Annotated in this window: 18 protein-coding genes, 1 tRNA gene and 3 pseudogenes; 10 read left to right on the top strand and 12 right to left on the bottom strand. The window is 70.5% G+C overall.

What is annotated here, in order from left to right; translation table 11 throughout:
• Positions 1-1351: 1351 nt before the first annotated feature.
• The 6 genes and pseudogenes from O7613_RS19385 to O7613_RS19360 form a co-directional block, all read right to left on the bottom strand.
• Entirely contained in the window at positions 1352-1948 is a 597-nt protein-coding gene (locus tag O7613_RS19385; RefSeq protein ID WP_282289512.1) for a hypothetical protein, read from the bottom strand.
• Positions 1949-3038: 1090 nt separating this feature from the next.
• Positions 3039-4336: pseudogene (locus O7613_RS19380) on the bottom strand (YfjI family protein).
• Positions 4337-4633: 297 nt separating this feature from the next.
• On the bottom strand, positions 4634-5071 hold the full coding sequence (locus O7613_RS19375) for a DUF488 domain-containing protein (protein ID WP_282289511.1): 438 nt from the start codon (positions 5069-5071) through the stop codon (positions 4634-4636).
• Complete coding sequence (locus O7613_RS19370) at positions 5068-5691, bottom strand: DUF488 domain-containing protein (protein WP_282289510.1); 624 nt, start codon at positions 5689-5691, stop codon at positions 5068-5070. The genes O7613_RS19375 and O7613_RS19370 overlap by 4 nt, the downstream gene beginning before the upstream one ends.
• A gap of 804 nt (positions 5692-6495) precedes the next feature.
• The gene (locus O7613_RS19365; protein WP_282289509.1) at positions 6496-7971 is read right to left on the bottom strand and encodes a tyrosine-type recombinase/integrase; all 1476 of its coding nucleotides are present in this window, start codon (positions 7969-7971) and stop codon (positions 6496-6498) included.
• 69 nt (positions 7972-8040) lie between these two features.
• Positions 8041-8113 (bottom strand) — tRNA-Arg (locus tag O7613_RS19360).
• A 169-nt stretch (positions 8114-8282) separates the two neighbouring features.
• Between O7613_RS19360 and O7613_RS19355 the strand changes: the two genes are divergently transcribed.
• Positions 8283-9008 carry a hypothetical protein gene (locus tag O7613_RS19355; RefSeq protein ID WP_282289508.1) on the top strand — a complete coding sequence of 242 codons (726 nt, stop codon included), beginning with the start codon at positions 8283-8285 and terminating at the stop codon, positions 9006-9008.
• A gap of 191 nt (positions 9009-9199) precedes the next feature.
• Here O7613_RS19355 and O7613_RS19350 read toward each other — a convergent pair whose 3' ends face one another.
• Both O7613_RS19350 and O7613_RS19345 read right to left on the bottom strand, forming a co-directional pair.
• Positions 9200-10225, bottom strand: a complete 1026-nt coding sequence (locus tag O7613_RS19350) for an alpha/beta hydrolase (RefSeq protein WP_282289507.1) — start codon at positions 10223-10225, stop codon at positions 9200-9202.
• Between the two features lie 192 nt (positions 10226-10417).
• Positions 10418-10828 (bottom strand): HPF/RaiA family ribosome-associated protein, encoded by a 411-nt coding sequence (locus O7613_RS19345; RefSeq protein WP_281587023.1) that lies wholly within the window; start codon positions 10826-10828, stop codon positions 10418-10420.
• Between the two features lie 260 nt (positions 10829-11088).
• On the opposite strand from O7613_RS19345, the pseudogene ssb reads away from it, so the two are divergent.
• A pseudogene (ssb, locus tag O7613_RS19340) lies at positions 11089-11577 on the top strand (single-stranded DNA-binding protein); the annotation flags it as partial.
• A 625-nt stretch (positions 11578-12202) separates the two neighbouring features.
• On the opposite strand, the gene O7613_RS19335 reads toward ssb, so the two are convergent.
• Complete coding sequence (locus tag O7613_RS19335) at positions 12203-13408, bottom strand: pyridoxal phosphate-dependent aminotransferase (protein ID WP_282289506.1); 1206 nt, start codon at positions 13406-13408, stop codon at positions 12203-12205.
• A gap of 269 nt (positions 13409-13677) precedes the next feature.
• Between O7613_RS19335 and O7613_RS19330 the strand changes: the two genes are divergently transcribed.
• From O7613_RS19330 to O7613_RS19320, 3 genes and pseudogenes are all read left to right on the top strand, one after another.
• Positions 13678-13893: a hypothetical protein gene (locus O7613_RS19330; protein ID WP_282289505.1), complete on the top strand. Its 216-nt coding sequence runs from the start codon at positions 13678-13680 to the stop codon at positions 13891-13893.
• A 60-nt stretch (positions 13894-13953) separates the two neighbouring features.
• Positions 13954-14883 (top strand): annotated as a pseudogene (locus O7613_RS19325) (cobalamin biosynthesis protein); the annotation flags it as partial.
• Between the two features lie 140 nt (positions 14884-15023).
• Complete coding sequence (locus O7613_RS19320; RefSeq protein WP_282289504.1) at positions 15024-16568, top strand: cobyric acid synthase; 1545 nt, start codon at positions 15024-15026, stop codon at positions 16566-16568.
• Between the two features lie 4 nt (positions 16569-16572).
• Here O7613_RS19320 and O7613_RS19315 read toward each other — a convergent pair whose 3' ends face one another.
• Entirely contained in the window at positions 16573-16974 is a 402-nt protein-coding gene (locus tag O7613_RS19315) for a rhodanese-like domain-containing protein (protein ID WP_281590119.1), read from the bottom strand.
• Between O7613_RS19315 and O7613_RS19310 the strand changes: the two genes are divergently transcribed.
• From O7613_RS19310 to O7613_RS19295, 4 genes are all read left to right on the top strand, one after another.
• Positions 16909-17769 carry a hypothetical protein gene (locus O7613_RS19310; protein ID WP_348775382.1) on the top strand — a complete coding sequence of 287 codons (861 nt, stop codon included), beginning with the start codon at positions 16909-16911 and terminating at the stop codon, positions 17767-17769. The two genes, O7613_RS19315 and O7613_RS19310, sit on opposite strands and share 66 nt — an antisense overlap.
• A 21-nt stretch (positions 17770-17790) precedes the next feature.
• Positions 17791-19143, top strand: coding sequence for a dipeptidase (locus O7613_RS19305; protein ID WP_281587028.1), 1353 nt, complete (start codon positions 17791-17793; stop codon positions 19141-19143).
• 147 nt (positions 19144-19290) lie between these two features.
• Positions 19291-19497 (top strand): hypothetical protein, encoded by a 207-nt coding sequence (locus O7613_RS19300; RefSeq protein WP_091069481.1) that lies wholly within the window; start codon positions 19291-19293, stop codon positions 19495-19497.
• A gap of 147 nt (positions 19498-19644) precedes the next feature.
• Positions 19645-21228 (top strand): ATP-dependent DNA ligase, encoded by a 1584-nt coding sequence (locus O7613_RS19295; RefSeq protein WP_282289502.1) that lies wholly within the window; start codon positions 19645-19647, stop codon positions 21226-21228.
• Here the strand turns inward: O7613_RS19295 and O7613_RS19290 are convergent.
• Positions 21218-22147, bottom strand: coding sequence for an SURF1 family cytochrome oxidase biogenesis protein (locus O7613_RS19290; RefSeq protein ID WP_282289501.1), 930 nt, complete (start codon positions 22145-22147; stop codon positions 21218-21220). The two genes, O7613_RS19295 and O7613_RS19290, sit on opposite strands and share 11 nt — an antisense overlap.
• Positions 22148-22281: 134 nt before the next feature.
• Here O7613_RS19290 and O7613_RS19285 point away from each other — a divergent pair, with 134 nt between their 5' ends.
• Positions 22282-23652 (top strand): cobyrinate a,c-diamide synthase, encoded by a 1371-nt coding sequence (locus O7613_RS19285; RefSeq protein ID WP_281587030.1) that lies wholly within the window; start codon positions 22282-22284, stop codon positions 23650-23652.
• A 124-nt stretch (positions 23653-23776) separates the two neighbouring features.
• Here O7613_RS19285 and O7613_RS19280 read toward each other — a convergent pair whose 3' ends face one another.
• Entirely contained in the window at positions 23777-25909 is a 2133-nt protein-coding gene (locus O7613_RS19280) for a transglycosylase domain-containing protein (protein WP_282289500.1), read from the bottom strand.
• Positions 25910-26029 lie beyond the last annotated feature (120 nt).

Raw genomic sequence — 26029 nt, 5'->3', positions numbered from 1 at the left:
CACTACCTCTGAGTAGTAGGGCCGGGAGTCAAGCCCCGATACCCGTAGGCGCAGAAACTCGTCTGCTGCGGCTATCCACCACAGTGCCTCACCAACTGCGATGCGGGCCTCAAGGCCGAGCCCCCCTTGCAGGGCCGACGAGTACCGGCCTATAGCATGCTCCAAGGCGAGGGTAAGCATGTCCCACTCCCACAAAGGTGTTGCGGGGACTGTCCCGTCTGGCCGCAGGCCGGAAACATCACGGAGAATGTCGTCCAGGGTTCTTCCGCTAGCAACTGGAATAGCTAGTGTAGTGCCTGCCATGCCTGCTCCCTATATGGTGAACCGTCGACGGATGCAAAGGTGCGTCAGCGGAATAATGTGATTACCGCCGCAATCGCGCTGACTATTCCGGCTATGCCTGCCCCAATAGCTGCAAGCTTGCCGAAATCCCGCTTATGTAGGCGACCTGCCTGGGCGCGCGTAAGATCATAAAGCTCGATTCGATATGGGTTTGGTTTGCTAATCAAATATCGAAGTCGAGTTGGTGGTTTGATGCGCTCGAGAGTCTTGAAGAAATCGCCGAGTATCTTTCTGTCTTGATGTTCGTGCGGAAGACGAAAGGTCAGCCTTCCCCCTTCTATGTCAACCACTACACGCCCGAAAGCGATGTCAAGAACTGCAACGGACCTGAAGTCAACGTCTTCGAGGGCAACTTTCTCAATGGGCCCACGGTGCCCCCGGTATCGAACGGAGGCGACTCGGATCTGTTCAGGAAGGCGTTCGCAGACTAGGCGCGCGAGGCGCTCCACGTCGTCTCGATAAAGAACTACGCCATCTACCCAGACCCGGTCGTTTGGAACCATTATGGGCACGTCTTGCCTCCCGATTCTGTGACGGTCGATGCTATCTACGAAGGCGGCAAGCGAGGTAGTGCCATGTCGGCGGACTTACGCGAAGATCGGGCTCAAGCGGGCCGCCGGGCGACCCGACCGCGGCACGCTGACGATGACCGCTCGGGGTGTAGAGGCGGCTCCAGGATGGCCTGGGCTCCGTCGGCGGGTCGCGGTGCGTGGGTGGTTGCAGTAGCCATCCCGCCTGCCATCGACCCGGGCAAGCTGAGCAGACCACCGCCTGACCCGCCAGCCTCCGAACCTGCGTCAACGTCCGCTGGACGCGGCGGGCCGGGCGGCGGCCTGCTCCCCAGGAGGCGGGTCGACGGCAGCCGGGATGGTTGGATCGCGCCGCGCTTTAGGGAACTTTAGCCGGGGATGGTGAATGGAGGGGAGTAACAATGGGATGGCTCTCCCGGCCCAGGCTGACGGGGCCTGGCTGCGAGGGTTCCCTGTCATCGCAGGATGGCGTTAGCGGCCTATATCTCATAAACGGCACCTCTAACCTTGGTTGCCAGTCGCATAATCTCAAGTCGCCAATCGGCGTACTTCACGTATGATTGCATCGCTAACCGCAGCGAGGTCAGGTTTTCTTCCGTCAACCCAGGGGCGTCCTCGGCGGCGGTGCCCAGTTCATCAAAGCATTCCTCGACCTCGCGCCAAAAGGATTCTTTTGCCAACTGGTTGACCTCATATGGATATGATGCGTCCGGGAAAGAAAAGGGGCCTATTAGGCTTCTGTCCAGCGTGACAGGAATCCATGATCCAAGCAGCCGGAGATATCGCCCCTTGACCTCCTCATGCAAGTATTGGGAATTCACATACACCGCATCCCAGGCGGACTCAAGTTCATCGGTGTCGACGGCGATAATCTTTCGAATTTCGCGCAAGGTGAATCCAATGTCGACAAGGACTTGGAATTGAGTAAGATGGCCAGGGTTGTATATCCGCTTAGCCATAGAAATATCTGCGCGTATTGCGCCCGATATCTGAGTCAGCCATCGGTCGACCTCAGGCGATTTCCGTCTCGCTGTCTCGAGCTGACTCTCCAGTTCTTCCAGCGTGCTGCCGCTCACCACTGCAGTTGTGGCCTCGTATAACCTCCGCGCAACTGTCCGACCCTCCCGTCTAGCTGTCTCGCGTTCCGTCAGGTCACCTTGTAGGGCCGATAGGCGCTGAAGGAAGACTAGCGCGAGAGGGATTCCGAATAACGCTCCCGTCACGGATGAGGCCAGATTTGTAGTGAACGGGAGCTCTGCCCACCAGTCGAAAATGTCGCCAGCTATCCCAAGTGCGCCTAGAGTCGCCCCCAGCGAAAATGAGATGACTACCATTATCTGCAGGGGCCTGCCTGTCTTTCGCCATTCTCGATTAAGTGCGTCACTCGCGGTCGCCAGGCTCGACCACTTCCAATTAGCCATAGCCTGTATTGTGTCAGGGTGCCGCAAGCGCCTATTGTGCGAGCGAGCCGTCAGGCAGGAAGCAGCAAGGCATGAGGCAGCGCGATCTTTGGCGCGGGTCGGATCCGAACGGCAACCGACGACGCCCGACACCTGCTCGTTGACGCGGGCCGCCATGCGTCGGCAGCGGCCGACAGCTTGAGACCGTATCCCCCCGCGGGGGTCACCTCACCTCAGCGCAGTCTGGCCCGATCACAAGATCCGAAACAGGCACGGAATGCTCAAGGGCTCGCTTCCTGGCGTCCGTTCTGTTCTGCCTGGTAGAACCCGCCGGGCTGCAGCCTGCCGCTGAACCCTTCCTAAACCGTGAGCCCACGAGCTGGTGAGGAGCCGTGATCGCCTGCTCTACTGGTGACGTGCGGCCCCGCTTCCTTCTGTGCCTCACTCTGCTGGGAGCCGGCGTGATGGTGGCGGGGGTCGGCCTCCTGGTCGCCTTGAGGTACGTCGACCAGCCAGGGCCGTTCAATGAGGCGATTCTCAGCACCGTAGGCGGGGTTATGGCCGGGGCGGGTGTTCGCCGGTGGAGGAAGTACCGCCGCTTGGGCTTGGGGCACGTTCGGGGCACAAGACAGCGTGAAACCTCGGCAATCAGTCACCAATGACGTGAAGTTGAGGCGCGTACCTGATGCCTCGCCAGAACTGCCACAACCGCCAGAACCCTGAAGTTCGCTGGTTCTGGCGGTTGTGGCAGTTCTGGCGAGAGCGTTCAGGCTGACCTTGCAGCATTCGGTAGGGCGTGGATGGGCGCGTCCTGTCGGTGCACGTCGGGATGGACGAGGTAGGTCGGGGAGGGCGGGCGTCCGCCGGATCGGGAACGCTCAGGAGCATCAAGCTGGCGCAGGTAGCCATGAGCTTCGAGAGCGGCAAGCGGGCCGTCGAAGTCGCCAGCGGTAGGCAACTGGGCTGACTTGAGGGCGCGGAAGGCGTCTCGCTTGGTGAAGCTGGTCGAGCCGGTGCGCTCGATCCACGCCAGCACGAGTCGGGCGCAGCGAGTGGACTTGTCGGCGCCCGTGTCGTCGAAGGCGGCCAGGGCGTGAGCGGCGAAGTATTCGCCGAGCAGCGCGGCTCGCTCGACAGTGTCGGCGGTCACGGGCTTGCCCCAGCCGTCGCGGAGGTGTTCGGCGAGGTGGATCAGTCCGGCGAGGCGGACTACTGCGCCGGTGTATTTGCTGCCCCAGTCCACGACGTGCCCCCACGCGCCGCCGGGGGCGAGGCGTGGCTCTACGGCTCGTTCGATGTCCAACACCCGTTCGTTGGCTTCGGGGGTGAGCGGGAGTACGGCGGGTCGGTCCATTCTGCGAGGGTGGCGACCAGTGCGCCGAGGTTGGCGGTGTAGGCGGTGGCGATGGGTTCGGGTACCGGGTCGGCTCCGATCTTCCGGCGGCCGACGGTGTTCTCGGGCAGGCTGAACAGGATTCGGGCCAGCAGTCCTTTGCCTCGGAAGCCGGGCATGTCGGCGATGTCGCGTAGGACGTCGGGTTGCACGGCCAGGCCGAGGGTGAGCGCGGGGTGTTCGACGTGTTCGGGGGCGCGGGAGCGGCGGTTGACGCGCAGCATGTCTCCGGCGTGGCCCTTGAGGAACACCTCCAGGTTGGGGGTGCCGGAGTAGCGGCCGGCGATGGTGGCGAAGATGCCGCCTTCGGGGGAGAGTACGGCGAGGCGTCCGCCTTGCTCGGCGAGCAGGGACGCGGCTTCTTCACTGGTGACGTCGTCGGCGACCAGTTGGGGTAGGACGGGGACGGTGACGGCGTCGGCGTTCATCGCGGCAGCGGTCGCTTCAGCGAGCAGGGTGTCTCGGCCGGACGCGTCGGCATTCGCGGCGGCGATGGCGGCTTTCTCCGCCGTCTTCCCGGCGACGCGGGCGGCGAGTTCGGCTTCCACGATCGCCGGCTTGGTCCGTTCGACAAGGGTCTTCTCGGCGGCGAGCAGGGGGCCAGTCATGGCGGCGAAGACAGCTGACTTGCGGGAGCCGGGCGGCAGTACGATGAGCACCAGCAAGCGCATGGGAACATCATGCCAATCTAACGGTCAGCTGCCGAATCGGCCTTGCCCGGCCAGGAAAGCCCGCAAGGGAGCCGCTCGCAGACCCGGCCTGACGTCGACTGTCAGGGTTTACCAACCAAGGCGAGCTTCGGCATTGCTGGAGGGCGAAGGCCTCGCCCAATCTAGGCATTTAGGGACTGTTCGAGAGAAGGGTGGAGCATCGCTCGGAAAGCTGCTGGCGGGGATCCTCGGCGCAAAGTGCAGGGGTTCGCCGAGCTGCCCGTCTCTTGGCAGCAGCTTGGCGCAAATGTAACCTAATCAGCCAAGGTGTTGTATCTCCACCTCGCCGAAGTGATGTGCGAAGTACTCGGCCACGAGCCGACGGTGGCAATTTTGCGGCTTTTCTTCGCTGCAAAGGAGGCAGTCGCCTTCGCGTAATTCGTTAGCCCAGCCCGCTTCTATGTGTCTTCCTTGAATCAACTCCATGAAGCGGGATTCGTACTCACTCCAGGCGCCTGCCCCCTTCTTGTAGGCATCCAGCATTTCCTGGGTAGGTGCAAGATCTAAAGCGTGTGTGTACCGAATGGATCCGATTTTCCTGAGGAAGTATTCTAGATCGTGCTTCTTGGCGAACCCGGCCAACTGAGAAACATTGTTCAGCCGAACGTCGACAACCCGCTTGACTTGCGCGGTGCATAGAGTTTCAAAGAATTGCGAAGCGGACTTCCGCGTAAAGCCGATTGTATAAATTTTCACGACAGGATGCTTTCGTGAATTTCGGTGCGCGGTGCTACATAGGCTATGCGCTCCTCTTGGCGCTGGTAGGCCTCTTCCAGTATCTGGCTTCTAGTTCTAAACATCTCTGGCTGATGGAGGCCGGTAAGACGCAAGAGCCGGTCCTCCGCGTCGCAGTGAAATTCAAGGTTACCGTCGGCGTGGATGTGCGCTACCTCCATGCCGTCCTCCGCTAAGTGTCGACTGATCAGGATTGCGCGATGGCAATTTAGCGGCTCGCCTTCGGTGCACATGAGCGCGATCGGCATGCGTTCGGCGCCCTCCCGCAGTCGCTTGAGTCCTTCGCGGAAAAGATCCATGTTGGCGATTCGCTCGTAACGAACGCGGCCATATTGATCTCTCACGGATGGTCCTACACCACGTCCGCCTAACTCGCGCCCAAGGAAAGCGTACGACATCTCAGCCTTCTTCAGTGAGGACCTCAACGCCTCGCGGTTGAAGTGAGGCTGGTGTCGACTATAGGGAGCTGATCGGACGTCGGCTATGGCAGATATCTTCACGACCTGTAAAAGATTGATAAAATTGTCAAGTGAGTGGGTGGAGTGCCCAATGGTGAAGATTTGTAGTTTGTGCGCAGGCATCTTATGCTCCAATGATGGCGGCGACGAACTTATGGCAACGCCCGTCGCGAAATCTCTCGCCAAGGCTAATTGTTAGATAGCTGGCGCCGAGCGCATACTCGCCCTCTGCTCGGTCTCGGTACGCGCCCTCTATTATTGGGTCCGTGACCGTAATATTATACTGCACGCCACCGAAGTAAAAGTCGGCCTGAACTCGCCGCTTTGGATTGCCGAAAGATTCGCCGGTTGTAAAAACGCGCAGCTTCAGTCCGTGTCTCAAGTGGATCAGCTTTAGAGAGCCGTCTGCGGCGTCGGCCTCTTCCGAGGGTAGGCAATCATGCAATCCGTTGTAAGTATGGCAACCGTTCTTCCAGAGCGAACCGGAAGCGTCGGCCAGTGCTCTAAGCTGACTGGGGGCGATATTTCCGACCTTCTTCCAACGGGAATTCGGGTCGAGTATCCAATTCTCTTTCTGGTGCCCTCGTGGTTGCGGATAAAGTAACGGGATAGCTATAACGTCCAGCACTTGCGGTTCACTGCCGTCCTCGTATTGCCGCTCGCGTTCCGATACGGCCTCTTGGGCTCCGCTGCCTATGGGTCGGATCCACCCAACAACTCTAGCCCCATCTAGTTCCAGTCCTGCGACGCACCGCCCTTGCGGTTTGCGAGAATTTGCGAGGCACAAGATCCGCTTAACCGCCGTCAACTTTGGCTCCCACAAGATCATGAAAGGCCGAACGATGGACGTTCCGAGTCTGCCGTAGTCAGAGCCGTTCCGGAACCGTCCATCTTGGTCTCTAGCCGCAGGTTCCAGGAGTTTGCGGCTCATTCACATGCGACGGTCGCTCGACGACCTCGGGAAACTCTTACTAACCCCTCGGCAGTCAGAAGGGCGACAGTTCGGTGAGCGGTGCCGACTGAGACGCCATGCGTCGCGGCCAGGTCGGCAACCGCAGGAAGTTGTGTACCGGGCTGCAGTGTGCCGGTTGCGATCTGCTCGCGTAGTTCTGCCGCTATAACCCGGTAAGGGCTGCTCTCCACCGTGCCCTGCGTAGGCACGACGGGGCGCGGTGGCATCCGAGCAGCTAGCGTTCCAGCGGCCCGCTGGTCCGACTCCGACAGCCAGGCGGCGTAGACCCTGAGCGTCGTTGTCCCGCCACCGCCATGACCAAGCCGGCCGGCCACTGTCCGCACGTCAACACCTGCGTTGATTAGCTCGGTTGCCGAGTAGTGGCGCAGCGCGTGAATGTGGCTGTCGATGCCGAGCCGGGTGGCGAGCCGGCCGTACCGCTGGGTGATGGTGTCGGGCCGATAGCCGCGGCTGTTGTCCGGCTCGGGGGAGAAGACGTAGTCAGCGGGACTGGCGTCCGCATCGAGCTGGGCCAGGCGGTCGAGGTACCGGCCGTGCAGCTCGCGCAGCGCTTCGATCGTCTCCGGGTCGAGCGCTACCCGACGCTGCTGGTGCGTCTTCGTGTCCTTCTCCCGCAGCTCGCCGTGTTCGTCCAGGTAGGAGCTGCGGCGCAACGTCAGCACGCCGGCGGTCAGGTCGAGATGCTGCCAGCGCAGCGCGCACAGCTCGCCGCGCCGGGCGCCCGTCGTCATGGCAAGCCAGACCAGCGCACCCCAGTCCGGATCGCGCCACGCCTCGTTGATGATTCGCGCGGCGTCGGCAGGGTTCGGCGGTTGCGGGTCGGGGTGCGGCGGCGCAGGTGGCTCGGCCTGCCCGGCGGGGTTGACGGCGATCCAGCGCCACCGGACGGCCCGGCTTAGTGCGCCACTAAGGATCCAGTGGACCTGCCGCACTGACGAGGCGCTGAGCGGCTTGCAGACGTGGGGCCGGCACTTCGCCGTGCAGGTGTGCTCGCCCTCTACCCGGTGCTTCACGTACGCCTTGCCTCCGCACCAGTCGCGGCAGCGACGCAGGCTCGCGTAGAACGACTCCAACGTCTCGGCGTCGAGCCGGCCGACCGGCAGCTTGCCGAGCACCGGCCGTACGTGCTTGTTGAGCTTGTTCTCGTAGCCCATGCGGGTGGTCGGCTCGATGTCCACCACCTCAAGCCACCGGTCGAGTAGCTGGTTCAAGGTGGCGCGGGTGCGCGGGCTGCGCTTCTCGTCGACCTGGTTGAGGAAGCGGGTCCGTACCTTCTCCGCCTCTCGCTCGGCTGTCCGCCCGGCCGGGACCGTTTCGGTGAGGTAGTGCCGCTTACCGGTGAGCGGGTCGACGCCCGCGTAGACCCTCACGCGGAGTGATCCGCTGGGGAGCTTCATGATCTCGCCGCGCTGCCGCTTCACGCCTGCCACGAGGCTGACAGTAGCTCGATGGCTCCACGAATAGCTCCACGCAAGCCGGCCTGACGGAAGAAGTGCCTGTGCGCCCGGCAGGATTCGAACCTGCGGCCTTGGGATTAGAAGTCCCCTGCTCTATCCGCTGAGCTACGGGCGCGCGTCGACGATCGTCGCGCCAAGAGGGTACCGCCGGCTCCGGCCCGGACGAGGGTACGGGTCGGCGCGTCCGCGTCGCCCGCCAGCGTCCCACGCCGGGGCCCGGCCCGGCATCTGAGTTCCGGCGGGTCCGAGCCCGGCCGTCACACGCCGGTCCGTACCCTCGTCGGATGCTGCTCGACCAGGAAATCGAAAACGAGATCGTCTTCGAGCTGTGCCAGCGCCTCGGACGGTCGATTCTGCCGCTCAGCGGCTCGGCGCGACCCGATGCGCCGGCCGGCACAGTCGGTACCGCATTCTTCTACAGCGAGCTTGTCGGCACCGCCGACGACGGGGAACTCGCGCACGAGTGGCTGCTCACCGCCGACGCGCTGACCGACGGGGAGTACGGGGAGATCGGGCTGCGGCCAAGCGTCACCGAGCCGGCCGAGGGGGCGGACGAGCCGATCGAACTGCCCGGTTTCGCCGACTACTGGCTGCACCTGCCGGAGCTGGGGGTGGCCGCGATGCCCACCGGCGGGCTGCACGGCTACGCCGACGATCGGGGCTGGCAGTGGCGTACCCAGCAGGTGACCGAGGCGTTGGCCGCGCCGGCCGACGCGGTCGCCCGGATCGGCGCGGCGCCGGGCTCGGCGTTCGTGCTGGCCCTCGGCGTGGGCGGGGACGGGTCGCGGCCCTTGGAGGCGGTGGTCGAGCGGGTCGCCCGGGACGGCGACGGGACGCGGGTCACCTCCGAGCTGCCAGCCGGGTACGTGGGCGCGCCGGTGTTCACGGTCGAGGCCGGGGCGGACGGCGCGCCGACGCCGCGCTGCCTCGGTGTGCTGCTGCCGGCCCGCGACGGCGGGCATCCGGTCGCCACGTTCGACCGGATCCGGTCGGCGCTCGCCGAGGTCTGAAAGGAGGGGGCCCTTGTTAATTAACGCCTCCGGTAGAGAAGGGGCCCCTTCTCACCACCGCCGGCGGATGACGGCCGGCAGCGGCCTGCCGCAGAGCGACGCCGCGTCGGCCGACGGCTACCCGGCGCCGAGCGACCCGAGCTGGTGGCCCGCGCGGCGGCGGCGAAGGGGTGACGGGCGGGACTGTCGGCTCAGCCGTCGGCGGTGGCGTTGGCTGGTTCGTCGGCCGGTTGGCGTGGGGCCGGGGGCGTGGGCTGCGGGTCGGTCGGGCCGGCGCGGAGGAAGCCCTCCGCCCACCGTCCGACCTCCACGAACACCTTTTCGCGTACGGCGGGACTGGACAGCGTCAGGTCGTGCAGCCCGCCGTCGAAGCGGGCCAGGGTGACGTGCCGGCCGAGCCGGGGCGCCCAGCGCACCATGTGCTCCACGTCGAGCACCGCGTCGGCGCCGGTGGCGCTGTCGTGCCACTTCGTGCCCCGGAAACTGCGGGTGGAGCAGGCCAGCAGCACCGGCACCTCGATGTCGAGCCCGGCCCGCAGCCGGCGCTGACCGGTGCGGATCGCGTCCAGCCAGCCGACCCGGACCGGGAACCCGGCGAGCGGCTTCCACGCCAGGTCGTACCGCCACTCGCCCCGGTGGTCGGCGTGCAGGCTCTCGCCGTACACCGTGCCCAGGCCGAACGGCAGGATGCGTTGCGGCGCCCGACGGCCCAGGCGGGAGACGGCGGCGGCGAGGGGTCGACGGACCAGCCAGGGGGCGTTGATGTCGAAGAAGGGGCTGTTCAGCACGATGCCGTCGACCAGGCCGGCCTCGTGGCGGGCGTGCGCCCAGAGCGAGATGATCAGGCCACCGGTGGAGTGGCCCATGGCGAGCAGCGTCTCGTGCCCCTCGTCGGCGCGGATGATCTCGGCGGCGGCGTCCAGCTCCGGGAAGTAGTCGCTGAGGTCGCGGCAGAAGTTCGGGGTCTGGTGCGGGAGCAGGCTACGGCCGTACTTGCGCAGGTCGAGGGCATAGAAGTCCCAGCCGCGCTCGGCGAAGAAGTCGGCCACGTGGGTCTGGAAGAAGTAGTCGACGAAGCCGTGCACGTAGAGCACGGCGCGGCCGGTCGGGCGGTCGGCGCGTCGGCGGACCAGCGTCGCGACCACCGGTCCCTCGTCGTCGGTGCCCAGCTCGATCGTCCGCCGCTCGTAGGGCGCTCCCAGCACGTCCGGTTCCACGACCGCGACGGTACGCCGCCAAGCTACCCGACGGTAGGGGTGTAAGGAGGGGGCCCTTGTTAACGCATTCGGTAGAGGCGGGGGCCCCGCTTAACACTGGCGGTTAAGCGGGGCCCCCGCCTAACACAGGTGAGTCGGCCGCGCGGGACCCCCGCCCGCCGGCACCGTGCGGGCGGGGGCGTACGGGGGAACTCAGGCGGTCTCGGCGTCCTGGCGCAGGGCGTCCTCGATCGGGACGGCCGGGGGCTGCTCCGTGGGGCGCAGGTGCTTGTTGTTGCGCGGCTCCTGCCGGGTCTTCGAGTCGTTGAGCTTGCGGCGCAGGTCGTCCCGGACGTCGTTGAGCGCGGCGTGCAGATCCTCCTCGGTCGAGGTGGTGACGATCTTCTGCCGGCCGGCGACCCAGCACTCCAGGGTCACCTTCTGGCCCCGGGCCTCGCGGTCCTTGACGGTCACCTCAAGCTCGGTGGCGTCGGCGTGGAAGCTGGCGAGCCGCGCGTCCAGGGTCGCGAACTGCTCGGCGATCCAGTTCCGGTCGCCCTGGGAGAACCCGGCACCGACCCGCAGGCACTCGGCCACGGTCGCGGGATTCGCCACGGCGCTCATCGCCGGGCCTCGCGGACGTCTCGGAGAAGCATCGGCGCTCCCTTTCTCTCGGTTGATCATTACTTACCCAACCGACCTGATTCCGGAACGCCTTCCGCCGGTCACGATCGGGTCCTCCGCCGTCGCCGTATCACATCGGGGCCTTGATCAGGCGGTTGTCCACAAAGCGGTCCTTGTCCACAGGCTCGGGGCCGGCGGGTGGTCCCGGCCGGTCGGCTCGGCCCACGCTGACCCGGACAAGCCGATCCCTGGGAGGGGCGATGTTCGATACCTACGTCACGATCGTCGGCAACGTGCTGACCGCGCCGGAGTGGCGCCGGACCAACCAGAGCGGGACGCTGGTGGCCAACTTCAAGGTCGCCTCGACCGCGCGCCGCCTCGACCGCGACAGCGGACGCTGGGTGGACGGCAACAGCCTTCGGGTACGCGTCAACTGCTGGCGACGCCTGGCCGAGGGAGTGGCCGCCTCGGTGGCCCTGGGTGACCCGGTGATCGTCGCCGGCCGCCTCTACACCCGCGACTGGACCGACGAGGCCGGCAACCACCGCACGATCTACGAGCTGGAGGCGGTCGCGGTCGGGCACGACCTGTCCCGGGGGCGTTCCCGCTTCCTGCGTAACCAGCCGCGCGCGACCACCAGCACGGTCGAGGACGCCGAGGCGGAGCAGCGGGTGCACGGCGAGCTCACCGAGGCGGTGCCCGACGAGGAGGCGCCGGCCACGCTCGACGACCGGCCGTTCGACGACGACTTCCCGCCGCCGGAGTTCGAGCCGGCGCGGGTCGGCCTCGCCGGCTCGCTCGGCCGGACGGTCGAATTCGACCCGTTCGACGACCAGCCCGGCGGCGTGCGATCCGGTGGTGGCATGCGGTCCGGCGGCCTGACCGGTGACGGGACGGTCCGGTCCGGCGCGTTGGCCGGCGGCGAGGGCATCCGGCTCGGCGGGCGGCTGGGCGTCGGGCCGGGCGATGGGCCGGGTATCGGGACGGGCGATGGGCCGGGCGTCGGGCCGGGTGAAGGGCTGGGCGTCGGGCCGGGTGATGGGCCGGGCGTCGGGCCGGGTGAAGGGCTGGGCGTCGGGCTGGGTGCCGAGGAGGAGGACGAGCTGGGCGTCGAGACGGGCGACGAGTCGGTCAGCACCGGGGACGACGAGCTGGCCGAGGTGAAGCCGCCCGTCGTCGAGGGGCGTGCGGGTGCTGGGTCGACCGGCGCGGACCCGGGTGCCGAGGGGGCGGTCGGCGGCCGGGCCGCCTCGGTGCGTCGCGGCCGGCGGCGTACCCCGGTGCCCGCCTGACCGTCCGGACGTGCGACGGGGGTGCGGGGTGGCGACGCCGACGCCGCCACCCCGCACGTACGACGGGTGCCGCGCCGCGGCGCTACTGGTGGTAGGTGGAGAGGAAGGTGCGGAGCCGGGAGACGGCGTCGTCGAGGACGTCGGTGGCGGCCAGGAAGACCATGCGGAGGTGGTCCGGGGTGTCGAGGTTGAAGCCGGTGCCGTGGGAGATCAGGAGGTGCTGCTGCTCCAGGAGGTCGATCACCAGGCGCTCGTCGTCGTGGATCTTGTGGACCTGGGGGTCGAGGCGGGCGAAGAGGTAGAGAGCGCCGGCCGGTTTCACGCAGTCGACGCCGGGGATGTCGACGAGGGACTGCCAGGCGTGGTCGCGCTGCTCTATCAGGCGGCCTCCGGCACGGGTCAGCTCCTCGATGCTCTGGTAGCCGCCGAGCGCGGTCTGGATGGCGTGCTGGGCGGGCACGTTCGGGCAGACGCGCATGTTGGCGAGCAGTTGCAGCCCGTCCAGGTAGTCCGAGTCGCCGCCGCTGAAGCCGCTGGTGGCGAGCCAGCCGGAGCGGAAGCCCGCGGCCCGGTAGACCTTGGACAGGCCACCCATGCTGACCACCGGCACGTCCGGCGCGAGGGCGGCGAGCGTGTGGTGCGTCGCGCCGTCGTACACGATCTTGTTGTAGATCTCGTCGGCGAAGATCAGCAGATCGTGCTTGCGGGCCAGCTCGATCATGCCGAGCAGCACCTCCCGGGAGTACACCGCGCCGGTCGGGTTGTTCGGGTTGATCACTACGAGCGCGCGGGTGCGGTCGGTGATCCGCGACGCCATGTGCTCCAGGTCCGGCGCCCAGTCCGCGCTCTCGTCACACCGGTAGTGCACCGCGCGACCGCTGCACAGGTTCACCGCGCCGGTCCAGAGCGGGTAGTCCGGACTCGGCACCAGCACCTCGTCGCCGGTGTCCAGCAGCGCCTGGAGCACCATCACGATCAGCTCGGAGACCCCGTTGCCGAGCAGCACGTCGTCCGGCTGCACGTCGGGCACCCCGAGAGTCTGGTAGTGCTGGGCCACCGCGACGCGGGCGGAATAGATGCCGCGCGCGTCGCTGTACCCCTGCGCGGCCACGATGTTCTGCACGACGTCGGCGACGATCGGCTCCGGCGTGGCCAGCCCCCATGGCGCCGGGTTGCCCAGGTTCAGCTTGAGGATCCGGTGCCCGGCCGCCTCCAGCTCCTGCGCCCGGCGCAGCACCGGGCCGCGGATGTCGTACCGGACACTCTTCAGCCGCTGCGCCTGTCGCATCGGACCCCCTCCACGAAACGCCGTGTTCCGATGCTCGATGCTAGGGCGTTGTGGTCGCAGGTTCGCCGGGTGTGACCAGTCAGGCGGCCATGGCGACAACCGCCGGTGGTTTTGTCCCCGTATGTCGCGCGGCCTGGCCAACGCTCGTGTCCACCCGCTGCCGACGATGCAAGGTCGACTCCACTTCGGCGAGGTGGTGGCATCGGTGGGGCGTTGATCCCGCCACCTCGGCGAGGTGGAGTGGATCTTGCGGCGATCTCCGGCTCCAGGTGACGTGTCCGGGCGCGCCGGCGCGGGCCGCGCTGCTGCGGGAGTACGAGGGAGACATGGTCGGGCTGGCGGTCTACCTGGCGGTGCTGCTGCACGACGCGGTCGGTGATCTCTACCGGCTCAACCCGAACGAGATGCCGGAACCCGCCGTCCTCTGGGACCGCTTCCTGGCGTGGCTCGACCGTTCCCGCCGCGGCGCGGACGGACCGCGGTGAACCACCGGTACGGCTAGGCTGGCCGGCCGGAGGTGGTGACGGGTGCGGCAGGCGACCGCCATGGCGAACGCGACCGGGCTGGTGGCGGGCTACGCGCTCGACGCGCTGCTCGGCGACCCGCGCAGGTGGCATCCGGTGGCCGGTTTCGGGCGCGCGGCAGGTGCCCTGGAGCGGCGGATCTACCGGCCCGACCGGGCGGCGGGCGTCGCGTTCACCGCGCTCGCGGTCGGTGCGCCGGTGCTGCTCGGGGCCGCCGCCGCGCGTGCCACCCGGCGTCATCCGGTGGCCCGGTTCGCGCTTGTGGCCGCCGGCACCTGGACCGTGCTGGGCGGGCGCACGCTGCGGCACGAGTCCCGGGTGATGGGGCGGGCGCTGCGCCGGGCCGACCTGCCCGCCGCCCGGGCGCGCCTCGGTCACCTCTGCGGGCGGGACCCGTCCGCGCTCGACGAACCCGAGCTGGCCCGGGCCACCGTCGAGTCGGTCGCCGAGAACACCTCCGACGCGGTGGTCGCGCCGCTGCTCTGGGGCGCGGTCGCCGGGCTTCCGGGCCTGCTCGGCTACCGGGCGGCGAACACGCTTGACGCCATGGTCGGGCACCGCTCACCCCGGTACGCGCGGTTCGGCACCCCGGCCGCCCGGCTGGACGACCTGCTGAACCTGGTGCCGTCCCGGTTGACCGGGCTGCTCACCGTGGCCGTCGCGCCGGTCGCGCACGGGGACCGGGCCGCGGCCTGGCACGTGTGGCGGCGGGACCGGGCCGACCACCCGAGCCCGAACGCCGGGCAGTGCGAGGCGGCGATGGCCGGCGCGCTGGGCGTGCGGCTGGGCGGGCGCAACGTCTACTTCGGCCGGTCCGAGACGCGGCCGTACCTCGGTGACGGGCCCCGGCCGGAGGCGCGGCACCTGAAGCGGGCGGCGCGGATCTCCGGCGCGGTGGGCCTGGCCGCGCTCGGCCTGGCCGCGCTCTATCCAGTCACCGTGGGCCGGCTGGCCGGCGCCACCGCACGCGCCGCGCTGCGCCCGCTCGCCCGCGGCGGGCTGCGCCCGCTTGCCCGCGGCGGCTGGGCCGCGTCCGGCGACGGCGGGTCGGGCCGCGTCGGAGGGCGGCCGGAGCGTCGGGGGAGCGGGCGGTGAGCGGCGGGCTGCTGGTCGCCGGTACCACCTCGGACGCCGGCAAGAGCGTGCTCACCGCCGGCATCTGCCGCTGGCTGCGCCGCCGGGGCGTCCGGGTCGCCCCGTTCAAGGCGCAGAACATGTCGAACAACTCGGCCGTGGTGGTCGGCCCGGACGGTCGGGGCGGCGAGCTGGGCCGGGCGCAGGCGATGCAGGCCGCCGCCGCCGGGCTCGCCCCGGACCTGCGGTTCAACCCGGTGCTGCTCAAGCCGGGCAGCGACCTCGCCAGCCAGGTGGTGCTGCTCGGCGAGGCGGTCGACACGGTCACCGCCGGCAACTACCACGCGCTGCGACCCCGGCTGGCCGCCACCGCGTACGCGGCGCTGGCCGAGCTGCGCGCCGAGTACGAGGTGGTGATCTGTGAGGGCGCGGGCAGCCCGGCGGAGATCAACCTGCGGGCCGGCGACTACGTGAACCTGGGGCTGGCCCGGCAGGCGGGGCTGCCCACGATCGTGGTCGGTGACATCGACCGGGGTGGCGTGTTCGCCTCGATGTTCGGCACCGTGGCGCTGCTCGACGCGGCCGACCAGGCGCTCGTCGCCGGGTTTGTGATCAACAAGTTCCGCGGTGACCTCGGGTTGTTGCGGCCCGGGCTGGACATGCTGCGTCGGGTCACCGGCCGCCCCACGTACGGGGTGCTGCCCTGGGCGCTGGACCTGTGGCTGGACGCGGAGGACTCACTCGCGTACGGGCGGGTTCTCGGCCGACCGGCGGCGCCGCGCGGCACCGACTGGCTCGATGTGGCGGTGGTCCGGCTGCCCCGGATCAGCAACGCCACCGACGTCGAGGCGCTGGCCACCGAGCCCGGCGTGCGGGTCCGGCTGACCGTCGAGCCGGCCGAGCTGGCCGCCGCCGACCTGGTGGTGCTCCCCGGCTCCAAGTCGACAGTTGCCGACCTGGCCTGGCTGCGGGAGACCGGACTGGCCGACGCGGTGCGGTCGCACGCCGCCGCCGGTCGCCCGCTGCTCGGCATCTGCGGCGGGTTCCAGATGCTCGGTCGGGCGATCCACGACCCGGTGGAGAGCCGCCGGGGCAGCGTCCCCGGCCTCGGGCTGCTGCCCGTCGAGGTCACGTTCGACAGGCGCAAGACGGTACGCCGGGCCGAGGGCACGGCGGCCGGCGACGCGGACGTGCCGGTGCACGGGTACGAGATCCACCACGGTCGGGTCTCCGCCGCCGACCCGGGCCTGCCGCCGCTGCTGCGGTATGCCGACGGCGCCGGCGAGGGCGCCCGGCTCGGCACGGTGTACGGGACGCACTGGCACGGCGCGTTCGAGTCCGACGCGTTCCGTCGCCGGTTCCTCACCGAGGTCGCCGGTGCGGCCGGGCGGACCGGCTTCAAGGTCGCGCCGGACACCTCGTTCGCGGCGGCCCGGGAGCGGACGCTCGACCTGCTCGGCGACCTGGTGGAGGAACACCTCGACACCGACGCGCTGTGGCGGCTGATCGAGTCCGGCCCGCCACCCGGCCTGCCGTTCGTGCCACCCGGCGCACCCGGCTGAGGGGTCAGGGCCGCACGTCGGCCGGGCGGTCGGACATCGGCAGCCCCGCTTCCCGCCAGCCCTGCACGCCGCCGATCATGTCGGTGGCGTGGCGCAGGCCGAGCGTCTGGAGGCTGGCGGCGGCCAGGCTGGAGCTGTAGCCCTGCCGGCACACCACCACGATCTCCCGGTCGTACCCGGTCGCCTCCGGGATGCGCCACGCGCTCGCCGGGTCGAGCCGCCACTCCAGCACCGTGCGGTCGATGACGATCGCGCCGGGCAGCTCACCCTCCTCGCGACGCTGCGTCTCGGTGCGCGTGTCGATCAGCAGCGCGCCGCCGCGTACCGCCTCGACCGTCTCGTGTGGAGTGAGCCGGCGGAGACCGGCGCGGGCCTGTTCCAGAAGGGCGTCGACGCCCGGACACATCACGTCATGGAGCACCCCCAGATCATGCCCGCGGCACCGCCACGTCGCCTGGCGAAACGGCCCGCCCGGGTCGCAGGATCCAGCGGACGGGGGAACGTTAACGTCGGTCGGGTGAACGTGGCGGTGGTCGAGGCGTACACCGGGTTGGCCCGCCGGGTGCTGGCCGGGCCGGCACGGTTGGGGCGTACCCGACTGGTGGCGGTCGACGGGCCGAGCGGCGCGGGCAAGAGCGTGTTCGCGACGCGCCTCGCGGACGCGCTCGCGGCGGTGCCGGGCGGCGGCCGGCCGCCGCTGGTCCGCACCGACGACCTGCTCGACGGCTGGGACGACCAGCTCACGTTCTGGGACCGCCTGGAGGAGTGGGTGCTCGGGCCGGTGCGCGCCGGCCGGGCGGGCGGCTACCGCCGGTACAGCTGGGTCCGCCGCCGCTTCGCCGACCGGGTGGTGCCGGTGCCGGCCGCGCCGGTGCTGATCGTCGAGGGGGTGAGCGCGGCGCGCGCCGCGGTACGCCCGGAGCTGACGCTTGCCGTGCTGGTCACCGCGCCGGCCGGGCTGCGGCTGTCCCGGGCGCTCGCCCGCGACGGCGCGCAGGTGCTGCCCGAGCTGCGCCGCTGGCACGCCGGGGAGCGGGCGCACTTCGCCGCCGACGGTACGCGGGCCGCGGTGGACCTGATCGTCGACGGCGCCCCCGACGTGCCGCACGATCCGGACCGCTACTACGTGCGGGCCGGGCGGCGACCGGGCTCGGACGGCGTGGCCGGGCGGCGACCGGGCTCGGACGGTGTGGCCGGGTAAGGCCGGCATACGATTCCGGTCATGACCACTCCGATCATCTCCGAGTCCGAGGTACGGGCCGCCGTCGCGCGCGAACTACCAGGTGTCCGTGCCGACCTGGAGCGACTCGTCCGCATCCCGGGCATCGCCTTCGAGGGCTTCGACCACTCGCACGTGGAGCGCTCCGCCGAGGCGGTGGCGGAACTGCTGCGCGGCTGCGGCCTGGACACCCGGATCGTCCGCTCCGGCGGCCAGCCGGCGGTGATCGGGACGAAGGCGGCCCCGGCCGGCGCGCCCACCGTGCTGCTCTACGCCCACCACGACGTGCAGCCGGTCGGCGACCTGGCGCTGTGGGAGTCCGACCCGTTCGAGCCGGTGGAGCGCGACGGCCGCCTCTACGGCCGGGGCGCGGCCGACGACAAGGCCGGCATCATGGCGCACGTGGCCGCGTTGCGGGCGTACGGCGACCGGCTGCCGGTCGGCGTGGTGCTGTTCGTCGAGGGCGAGGAGGAGTACGGCTCGGACTCGCTGGAGCGGCTGCTCGCCGAGCACCGTGACGACCTGGCCTCGGACGTCATCGTGATCGCCGACTCCACCAACTGGGACGTCGGGGTCCCGGCGCTGACCACCTCGCTGCGCGGCATCGTGAACTGCTTCGTGGAGGTGCGCACGCTCGACCACGCGGTGCACAGCGGCATGTTCGGCGGCGCAGTGCCGGACGCGCTCACCGCGCTGGTGCGGCTGCTCGGCACGCTGCACGACGACGCCGGTGACGTGGCGGTGGACGGGCTGGCCGGGCGCGCGGGTGCGAGCGTCGACTACCCGGAGGACCGGTTCCGCGCGGAGGCCGGCCTGGTCGACGGCGCGCGGCTGTTCGGCACCGGCCGGATCACCGACCGGCTCTGGACCAAGCCGGCGCTGGCGATCCTCGGCATCGACGCGCCGGCCACCGGGGAGGCGCCGAACGCGCTGGTCCCGGCCGCGAAGGCGAAGCTGAGCGTACGGCTGGCGCCGGGCGACGACCCGAAGAAGGCGTACGCCGCGCTCACCGCCCACCTGGAGCGGAACGCGCCGTGGGGCGCGCAGGTGACGGTGACGTTCGAGCACGACGGCGCGCCCTGCGTGATCGACGCCGGCGGGCCGATGTTCGACGCGGCGCGGGCGGCGTTCCGGGCCGCGTGGGACGGCACCGACCCGGTCGACATCGGGGTGGGCGGCTCGATCCCGTTCATCGCCACGTTCCAGGAGATGTTCCCGCAGGCGGCGATCCTGGTGACCGGCGTGGAGGACCCGCACGCCCGGGCGCACGGGCCGAACGAGAGCCTGCACCTGGGCGAGTTCGCCCGGGTCTGCCTGGCCGAGGCGTTGCTGCTGGCCAAGGTGGCGGAGGTGTAAGGCGGGGGCCCCGCTTAACGCATTCTGCATAGGCGGGGGCCCCGCTTAACGTCCGACACCGACACGTGAGGTGTCAGAACCGTAACTTCGGGACGGATGTCGGAGTTTGCGGCGTGTCGACCGGCCGGGTGTTATAGCCTTTCGAACATGCGTACGAACGACGAGATGGCGCGGCTCCAGGCCGCCGTCCGTGCTCTGGGGGACGTCGACGTCTCCGCGTGGCCCGAGGCCACGCTCAAGGAACAGCTCGGTGAGCTCTCGGCCACGCTGGTCACGCTCGACGCGCTGCTCACCCGGGTCGCCGAGGGGGTGCGCGGGCGCGGCCTGCGGGTCGAGGAGCCGGTCTCGGCCTGACCGGCCGGGACCGCCAGAGATCTTGGTACGAAAGTGCCCCAGGAGGGGCCGTTTCGTACCAAGATCTCGGCCCGACTCCACGGACCCGCACCCGCGCGGGTTGCCGGAAGCGCCCGGGTTGTCGCAGGTGACTGGCAGGATGTGGGCGTGCGTTTCGCGGAGTTGGCGGCCACCTCGGCCGCGGTCGGCGCCACCGGCGGCCGGCGGGCCAAGGTGGAGCTGCTGGCCGCCGCGCTGCGCGGGCTCGACCCGACCGAGATCCCGGCCGGCGCCGGCTACCTCGCCGGTGAGCTGCGGCAGCGGCAGACCGGTGTGGGCTGGGCGGGGCTGCGTGACCTGCCCCCACCGGCGGCCGTGCCGACCCTGACCGTGGGCGCGGTCGACGCGGCGGTCGACGAGATCTCCCGGGTCGCCGGTGCCGGCTCGCAGGCCCGGCGGCGGGAGCTGGTCGGCCGGCTCTTCGCCGCGGCGACCGCCGACGAGCAGCGCCTGCTGGCCGGCCTGTTCCGCGGCGAGCTGCGCCAGGGCGCCCAGGCCGGCCTGCTCGCCGAAGCGGTGGCCCGGGCCGCCGACGTGCCGGTCACGGCGGTCCGGCGGGCTCTGCTGCTCGCCGGTGACCTGCGGGCGGTGGCGGGCGCGGCGCTCACCGGCGGCGCTGCCGCGCTGGCCGGGTTCGGGCTCCAGGTGGGCCGTCCGCTCGCGCCGATGCTGGCGCAGAGCGCGCCCACGGTCGACGAGGCGCTCACCGCCACCGGCGCGCCGGCCGTGGTCGACGTCAAGCTCGACGGCATCCGCATCCAGGTGCACCGCTCCGGGGCGGACATCGCGGTCTTCACCCGCAGCCTCGACGAGATCACCGGCCGGCTGCCCGAGGTGGTGGCCGCCGTCCGCGCGCTGCCCGCCCGCGAGCTGGTGCTCGACGGCGAGGCGATCGGGCTGGACGCCGCCGGCCGGCCGCTGCCGTTCCAGCAGACGTCGAGCCACGCGGCGCGGCGCACCACGCCCAGCACCACCGGCGGCAGCCCGGTCGCGCCCGCCGTGCTCGCCGCCGCCGAGCGGGCCGGCGAGCCGGTGCTCACGCCGTACTTCTTCGACCTGCTGCACCTCGACGGCGCCGACCTGATCGACCTGCCCGGGCGGGAGCGGTGGGCGACGCTTGCCCGCGCGGTCGACCCGGCGCTGCTCGTCGGCCGGGTGGAGGTGGCCGACGCGGCGCAGGCCGGCGCGGCGTTCGCCGCCGCGGTCGACGCCGGCCAGGAGGGCGTCGTGGTGAAGGACCCGGCCGCGCCCTACGACGCGGGGCGGCGCGGCGCGGCCTGGGTCAAGGTGAAGCCCCGGCACACGCTCGACCTGGTGGTGCTCGCCGTCGAGTGGGGCAGCGGCCGGCGTCAGGGTTGGCTGTCCAACCTGCACCTCGGCGCCCGCGATCCGGGCACCGGCGAGTTCGTCATGCTCGGCAAGACGTTCAAGGGGCTGACCGACGAGCTGTTGCGCTGGCAGACCGAGCGGTTCCTGTCGCTGGCCGTGGAGAAGGGCGACTGGGTGGTGCGGGTGCGGCCGGAGCAGGTGGTCGAGATCGCCTTCGACGGGGTGCAGACGAGCAGCCGCTACCCGGGCGGGATGGCGTTGCGCTTCGCCCGGGTGGTGCGCTATCGGGACGACAAGACCGCCGCCGAGGCGGACACCATCGACGCGGTCCGGGCGATCCACGCCGGCCGGGTCACCGGCTGAGCCGCTCCGCCGGCTCGGCGGCCTGGTCCGCCGGCTCTGCGGCACTGCCCACCGGCGAAGCCGTCCGCTCCGCCGGCGAAGCGGCCCGGTCTGCCGGCGAAGCGGCCCGGTCCACCGGATCGGCGGCGCGGTCCACGGGCACGCGCGGGCCGTCCAGGCCGGCGCGGCGGCGGGCCTCCCGGCGCGCCACCCAGCCGTAGCCGACCAGGCTCATCACCGCGAAGATCCACCACTGCCACACGTAGCCGAAGTTCTGCCAGTTGTTGGTGTGCCCGATCGGCACCGCCTGGAAGGCCGGGTCGGCGGCCGGGGTCTGCCCGTCCAGCAGCACGTATCCGCCGGTCACCGGGTAGGGCAACTGCTTCGCCAGGCGGGCGATGTCGATCCGCCGGGCCTCCAGCTTGCCGTCCCGCCGGGCGACGCCACCGCCGCCGCTCTCGCTGCCCACCACCCGGCCGGTGACGGTCACCTCGCCGGTGGGCGCCGCCGGCACCGCGGGCTGGACGGTCGCGGCGCCGCCCGGGACCGGTGGGATCCACCCGCGGTCCACGAGCACCGCGCTGCCGTCGGCCAGGACCAGCGGGGTCAGCACCTCGAAGCCGACCGTACTGTCGACGGTCCGGCCGCGGACCAGGACGACGTTGGCGCTGTCGTAGCGGCCGGTGGCGGTGACCCGGCTCCAGGTGAGCCGCTCGGCCGGGGCGGGGCCCACGCTGCCCGGGCCGCCGGCCGGCGCGGGCAGGGCGTCACGCAGCGGCGCGGGGGTCATGGTGGCGCCGGCGTCGATCCGGTCGTTGATCGCCGTCCGGCCGTGGTAGCGGTCCAGTTGCCAGTTGCCGAGGAACACCATCACCGCGGCGGCCACCAGCGTCAGCGCCAGGTAGCCGAGCCAGCGCGGGGTCAGCAGGAACCGGTACACGGTTGCCAAGGCTACCCGTATGAGCGGGCACACTTCCGCGGCCGGGCGGGAAAGCGACGGCGGGCGGACCGCGTAGACCGCACCGGGCGGGTAGGGTCACGCGGGCGGAAATCCCCGGGACCCAGGAGTCGATGATGACCGACGTGCCGCGCGTCGTGCTGAGCGCGCCCTCCTCGGGGCACGGCACCGGCGCACTCTCCCTCGGCCTGCTCGCGGCCCTCGGTGACCGAGGGCTGGCGGTGGCCGGGTTCAAGGTCGGGCCGGACCAGGTGGACGCGGCGTACCTCGGGCTGGCCGCCGGCCGTCCCGGCCGCACGCTCGACCCCCGGCTGGTCGGCCCGGAGCGGATCGCCCCGCTCTTCGCGCACGGCGCGGCCGGGGCCGGGTTCGCGCTGGTCCAGGGCACCATGGGGCTCTACGACTCGGTCGCCGGTCGGCCGGAGAGCGAGTCCACCGCCGCCGTCGCCACCGCGCTGCGCAGCCCGGTGGTGCTTGTGGTGGACGTGGCCGCGATGGGCCAGTCGGTGGCCGCGCTCGTGCACGGCTTCCGGGCGTACGACGAGCAGCTCTGGCTGGGCGGGGTGATCCTCAACCGGGTGGCTTCGCCGCGACACGAGACGTTGCTGCGCGAGGCGCTCGACGACGTCGGGGTGCCGGTCTACGGCGCGCTGCGCCGGCACGAGCTGCCCCCGGTGCTGCCGGCCCGCCGGCACGGCACGGCGCCTGTGGTGCGCGGTGACGCCGAGGCCGAGCGCGGGGTGCGCCGCCTCGGTGAGGCGGTGGCCGCCACGGTCGACCTGGACCGGCTGCTGACGCTTGCCCGCTCGGCGCCCGCGTTGACCGTCGAGCCCTGGTCGCCGGAGCCGGCGGAGGGGCCGGCCACGTCCGCCGAGCGGCCGGTGGTCGCGCTCGCCGGCGGCCCGGCCGGCAGCTACAGCCATCCGGAGACCGCCGAGCTGCTGCGCGCCGCCGGGGTCGAGGTGGTCACGCTCGACCCGCTGCGCGACGAGGCGCTGCCCGCTGGGACCCGCGCGCTCGTCGTCGGTGGCGGGCTTCCGGAGGCGTACGCGGAGCAGCTCTCCACCAACCGCCGGCTCTGCATCGCGGTGGCCGAGCTGGCCCGCTCGGGCCGCCCGGTGGTCGCCGAGGGCGCGGGCCTGCTCTGGTTGGCCCGGGAGTTGGACGGCCAGCCGATGTGCGGGGTGCTCGACGCGGTCGGCACGGTCCGGGACGGCCTGGTGGTCGGCTACCGGGAGGCGACCGCGGTCACCGGCAGCGTGGTGGCGCCGGCGGGCGTCACGGTGACCGGGCACAAGCAGCACGCGGCCGTGCTCACCCCGCGGGCCGGTGACCGGCCGGCGTGGCAGTGGGGCGGCGGCACCCCGGAGGGCTTCGTGCGCCAGGCCGTGCACGCTTCCCAGCTCGTGCCGCACTGGGCCGCGCTCCCCGGCATCGCCCACCGCCTGGCAACCGCCGCCGCAGCCCCCACCCCCACCCCAGCCTGACCCCGCCCGGCCGCCCGCCCGGGGCGGCGACGTCGATCAAGGAGTTCGCGTCGGGGATCAGGTGGTCCCGGACGCAAACTCCTTGATCAACTGACCCGGGCGCACCCCCGGGCAGACCGAGAGGTCAGCCGACGATCTGGTCGGAGGGCGGGGTGAACTGGCGGGTGGGCTGGCCCTTCAGGGCGTCGCGCAGCGTCTGCGCCACCGCGTTCACCGGGACCTGGGACTGGCCGTCGCCCACCGCGTTGAACGGATTGTCCGGATCGGCGATGAAGCTCGCCGCCGCCAGCTCCGGCGTGTAGCCGACGAACCACGCCGACCGGGTGCTGTCCGTGGTGCCGGTCTTGCCGGCGACCGGCCGGCCGACCGTCTTCCGGACGCTGTCCGCCGTCGACCAGCCGCCGCAGCTCCCCTTGGCCGGGGTGTCGCCGGTCGGGCAGCGCGCCGCGTCGGTGGCCGCCCGGGCGGCGTCGGCGCTCACGACCTGACGGCACCGGGGCTTGGCCACCTCCCGCTGCACCCCACCCGGGGTGGACCAGGTGGCCGGCGTGCCGTCCCGGTTCATGATCGCGTTGACCGGGATCGCCTCGCAGTAGCGCCCGTCGGCCGCCACGGCCGCGTACGCGTTCGCCATCTCCAGCGGGGTGGCGTCGGAGACGCCGAGCGTGAACGCGCCCCACTTCTTCGCCTTGCCCGGTGACGCCTGCTCCTTGTCCACGTCGGTGCGCCAGCGCAGCCCCAACTGCTCGGCCAGGCGCACCCCGGCGTCCGCGCCCACCTTCTCCTCCAGTTGGACGAAGTAGGTGTTCACCGACTTGCCGAACCCGGACCACATGGTCTGCCGGCCGGTCATCGCGGCGCTGGCGTTCGACGGCGCCCACCCGTCGTAGACCGCGGACTGGTACTTGTACGGCGAGTCGTACGCGGTGGACAGCGGCATCCCGGCGTTGAGCGCGGCGAGCATCGGGAACATCTTGAACGTCGAGCCGGCCTGGTAGCCGGGGAGCGTCCCGCCGCCGAGCAGCGGCGCCACCGTGTTCGGATAGTTCGCCTTGACCTTCGGGCCGGCCTCCGGGTTCGAGCTGTTCGGGTTCTCGGCCAGGTCCAGCGAGTAGTTCCGGTTCACCGCCATCGCCTTGATCCGCCCGGTGCCGGGTTCGGCGACCACGATCCCGTTGGCGAACGGGCTGCCGGTGTTGTCCTTGGCGCCCACGTTCTTCTCGGCCGCCGCCTGGGTCTTCGGGTCGATCGCGAGCACGATCCGGTAGCCGCCGCGACGCAGCTTGTCCATCCGTTCCAGGCGGTTCTCGCCGAACGCGGGCTGCGCGCTCCACCAGTTCTTCAGGTAGTCGCAGTAGAAGCCCCAACTCCGGTGCGCGCCGTCGATCGCGGCGCAGTCGTTCGGCGGGTCGGTCAGCTTCAGCGTGATCGGCTGGGCCTTGGCCGACGCGGCGGCGTCCGGCGACAGGTATCCGAGGCGGGTCATGTTGTCCAGCACGTAGTTGCGCCGGCCGGTGGCGTCCTTCTGGTCGGAGGTGATCGGGTCGTACTCCGACGGGGACTTGACCAGCCCGGCCAGCGTGGCGGCCTCGACCGGGCTGAGCGTGGCGGGTGTCTTCGAGAAGAAGATCTGCGAGGCGGCGTAGATCCCGTACGCGCGGTGGCCGAAGTAGGCCGAGTTGAGGTAGCGCTCCAGGATCTGGTCCTTGGTCAGGTGCTTCTCGATGTCGAGCGCCATGCGCATCTCCTTGACCTTGCGCAGGCTGGTCTGCTGGGTGGCCTCCTGGACCTCCTTCGGGGTGCTGGCGCTGTCCCGCAGGGCCATCCGGACGTACTGCATGGTGAGCGTGGAGGCGCCCTGGGAGACGCCGCCGGAGCGGGCGTTGGAGACGAAGGCGCGCGCCACGCCCTTCGGGTCGACGCCGTGGTGCTGGTAGAAGCGGTTGTCCTCGGCGGCGACGATCGCCTGCTGGATGTTCGGCGACATGTTCTCGATCTTGGTGTACTGCCGGTACTCCTCGTAGAACATGGTCAGCACGGTCCGGCCGTCGGGCGCGTAGACGTACGAGGTCTCGGCCGGCAGGGCGGTCTTGAGGATGCTCGTCTTCTGCTGCACGGCGTGCGCGGTGGCCTTCGCGCCGATGCCGGTAGCGGCGGCCAGCGGGTACATCGCGGCGGCGACGACGATGCCGGCGATCAGCCCGGCGCGTAGGAGGGGCACGGCACGACCAGCAGAGGCAAGGGGTCGGTTGCTCACTGGGTCAAGCTATGACATTTCCGATTCGGAAATGAGAAGAATTCATAAACGGGTGGGCCGTGACGCGACGCACGCCCGGATGCGCTGTCCCGGGCGGCGGCTTCCCGGCAGGATCGCGGT

The organism is Micromonospora sp. WMMD975 (genome assembly GCF_029581215.1).
Classification (GTDB): Bacteria; Actinomycetota; Actinomycetes; order Mycobacteriales; family Micromonosporaceae; genus Micromonospora.
Note: the sequence above shows the minus strand (reverse complement) of the source record. Positions and strands in the feature narration are given on the sequence as shown.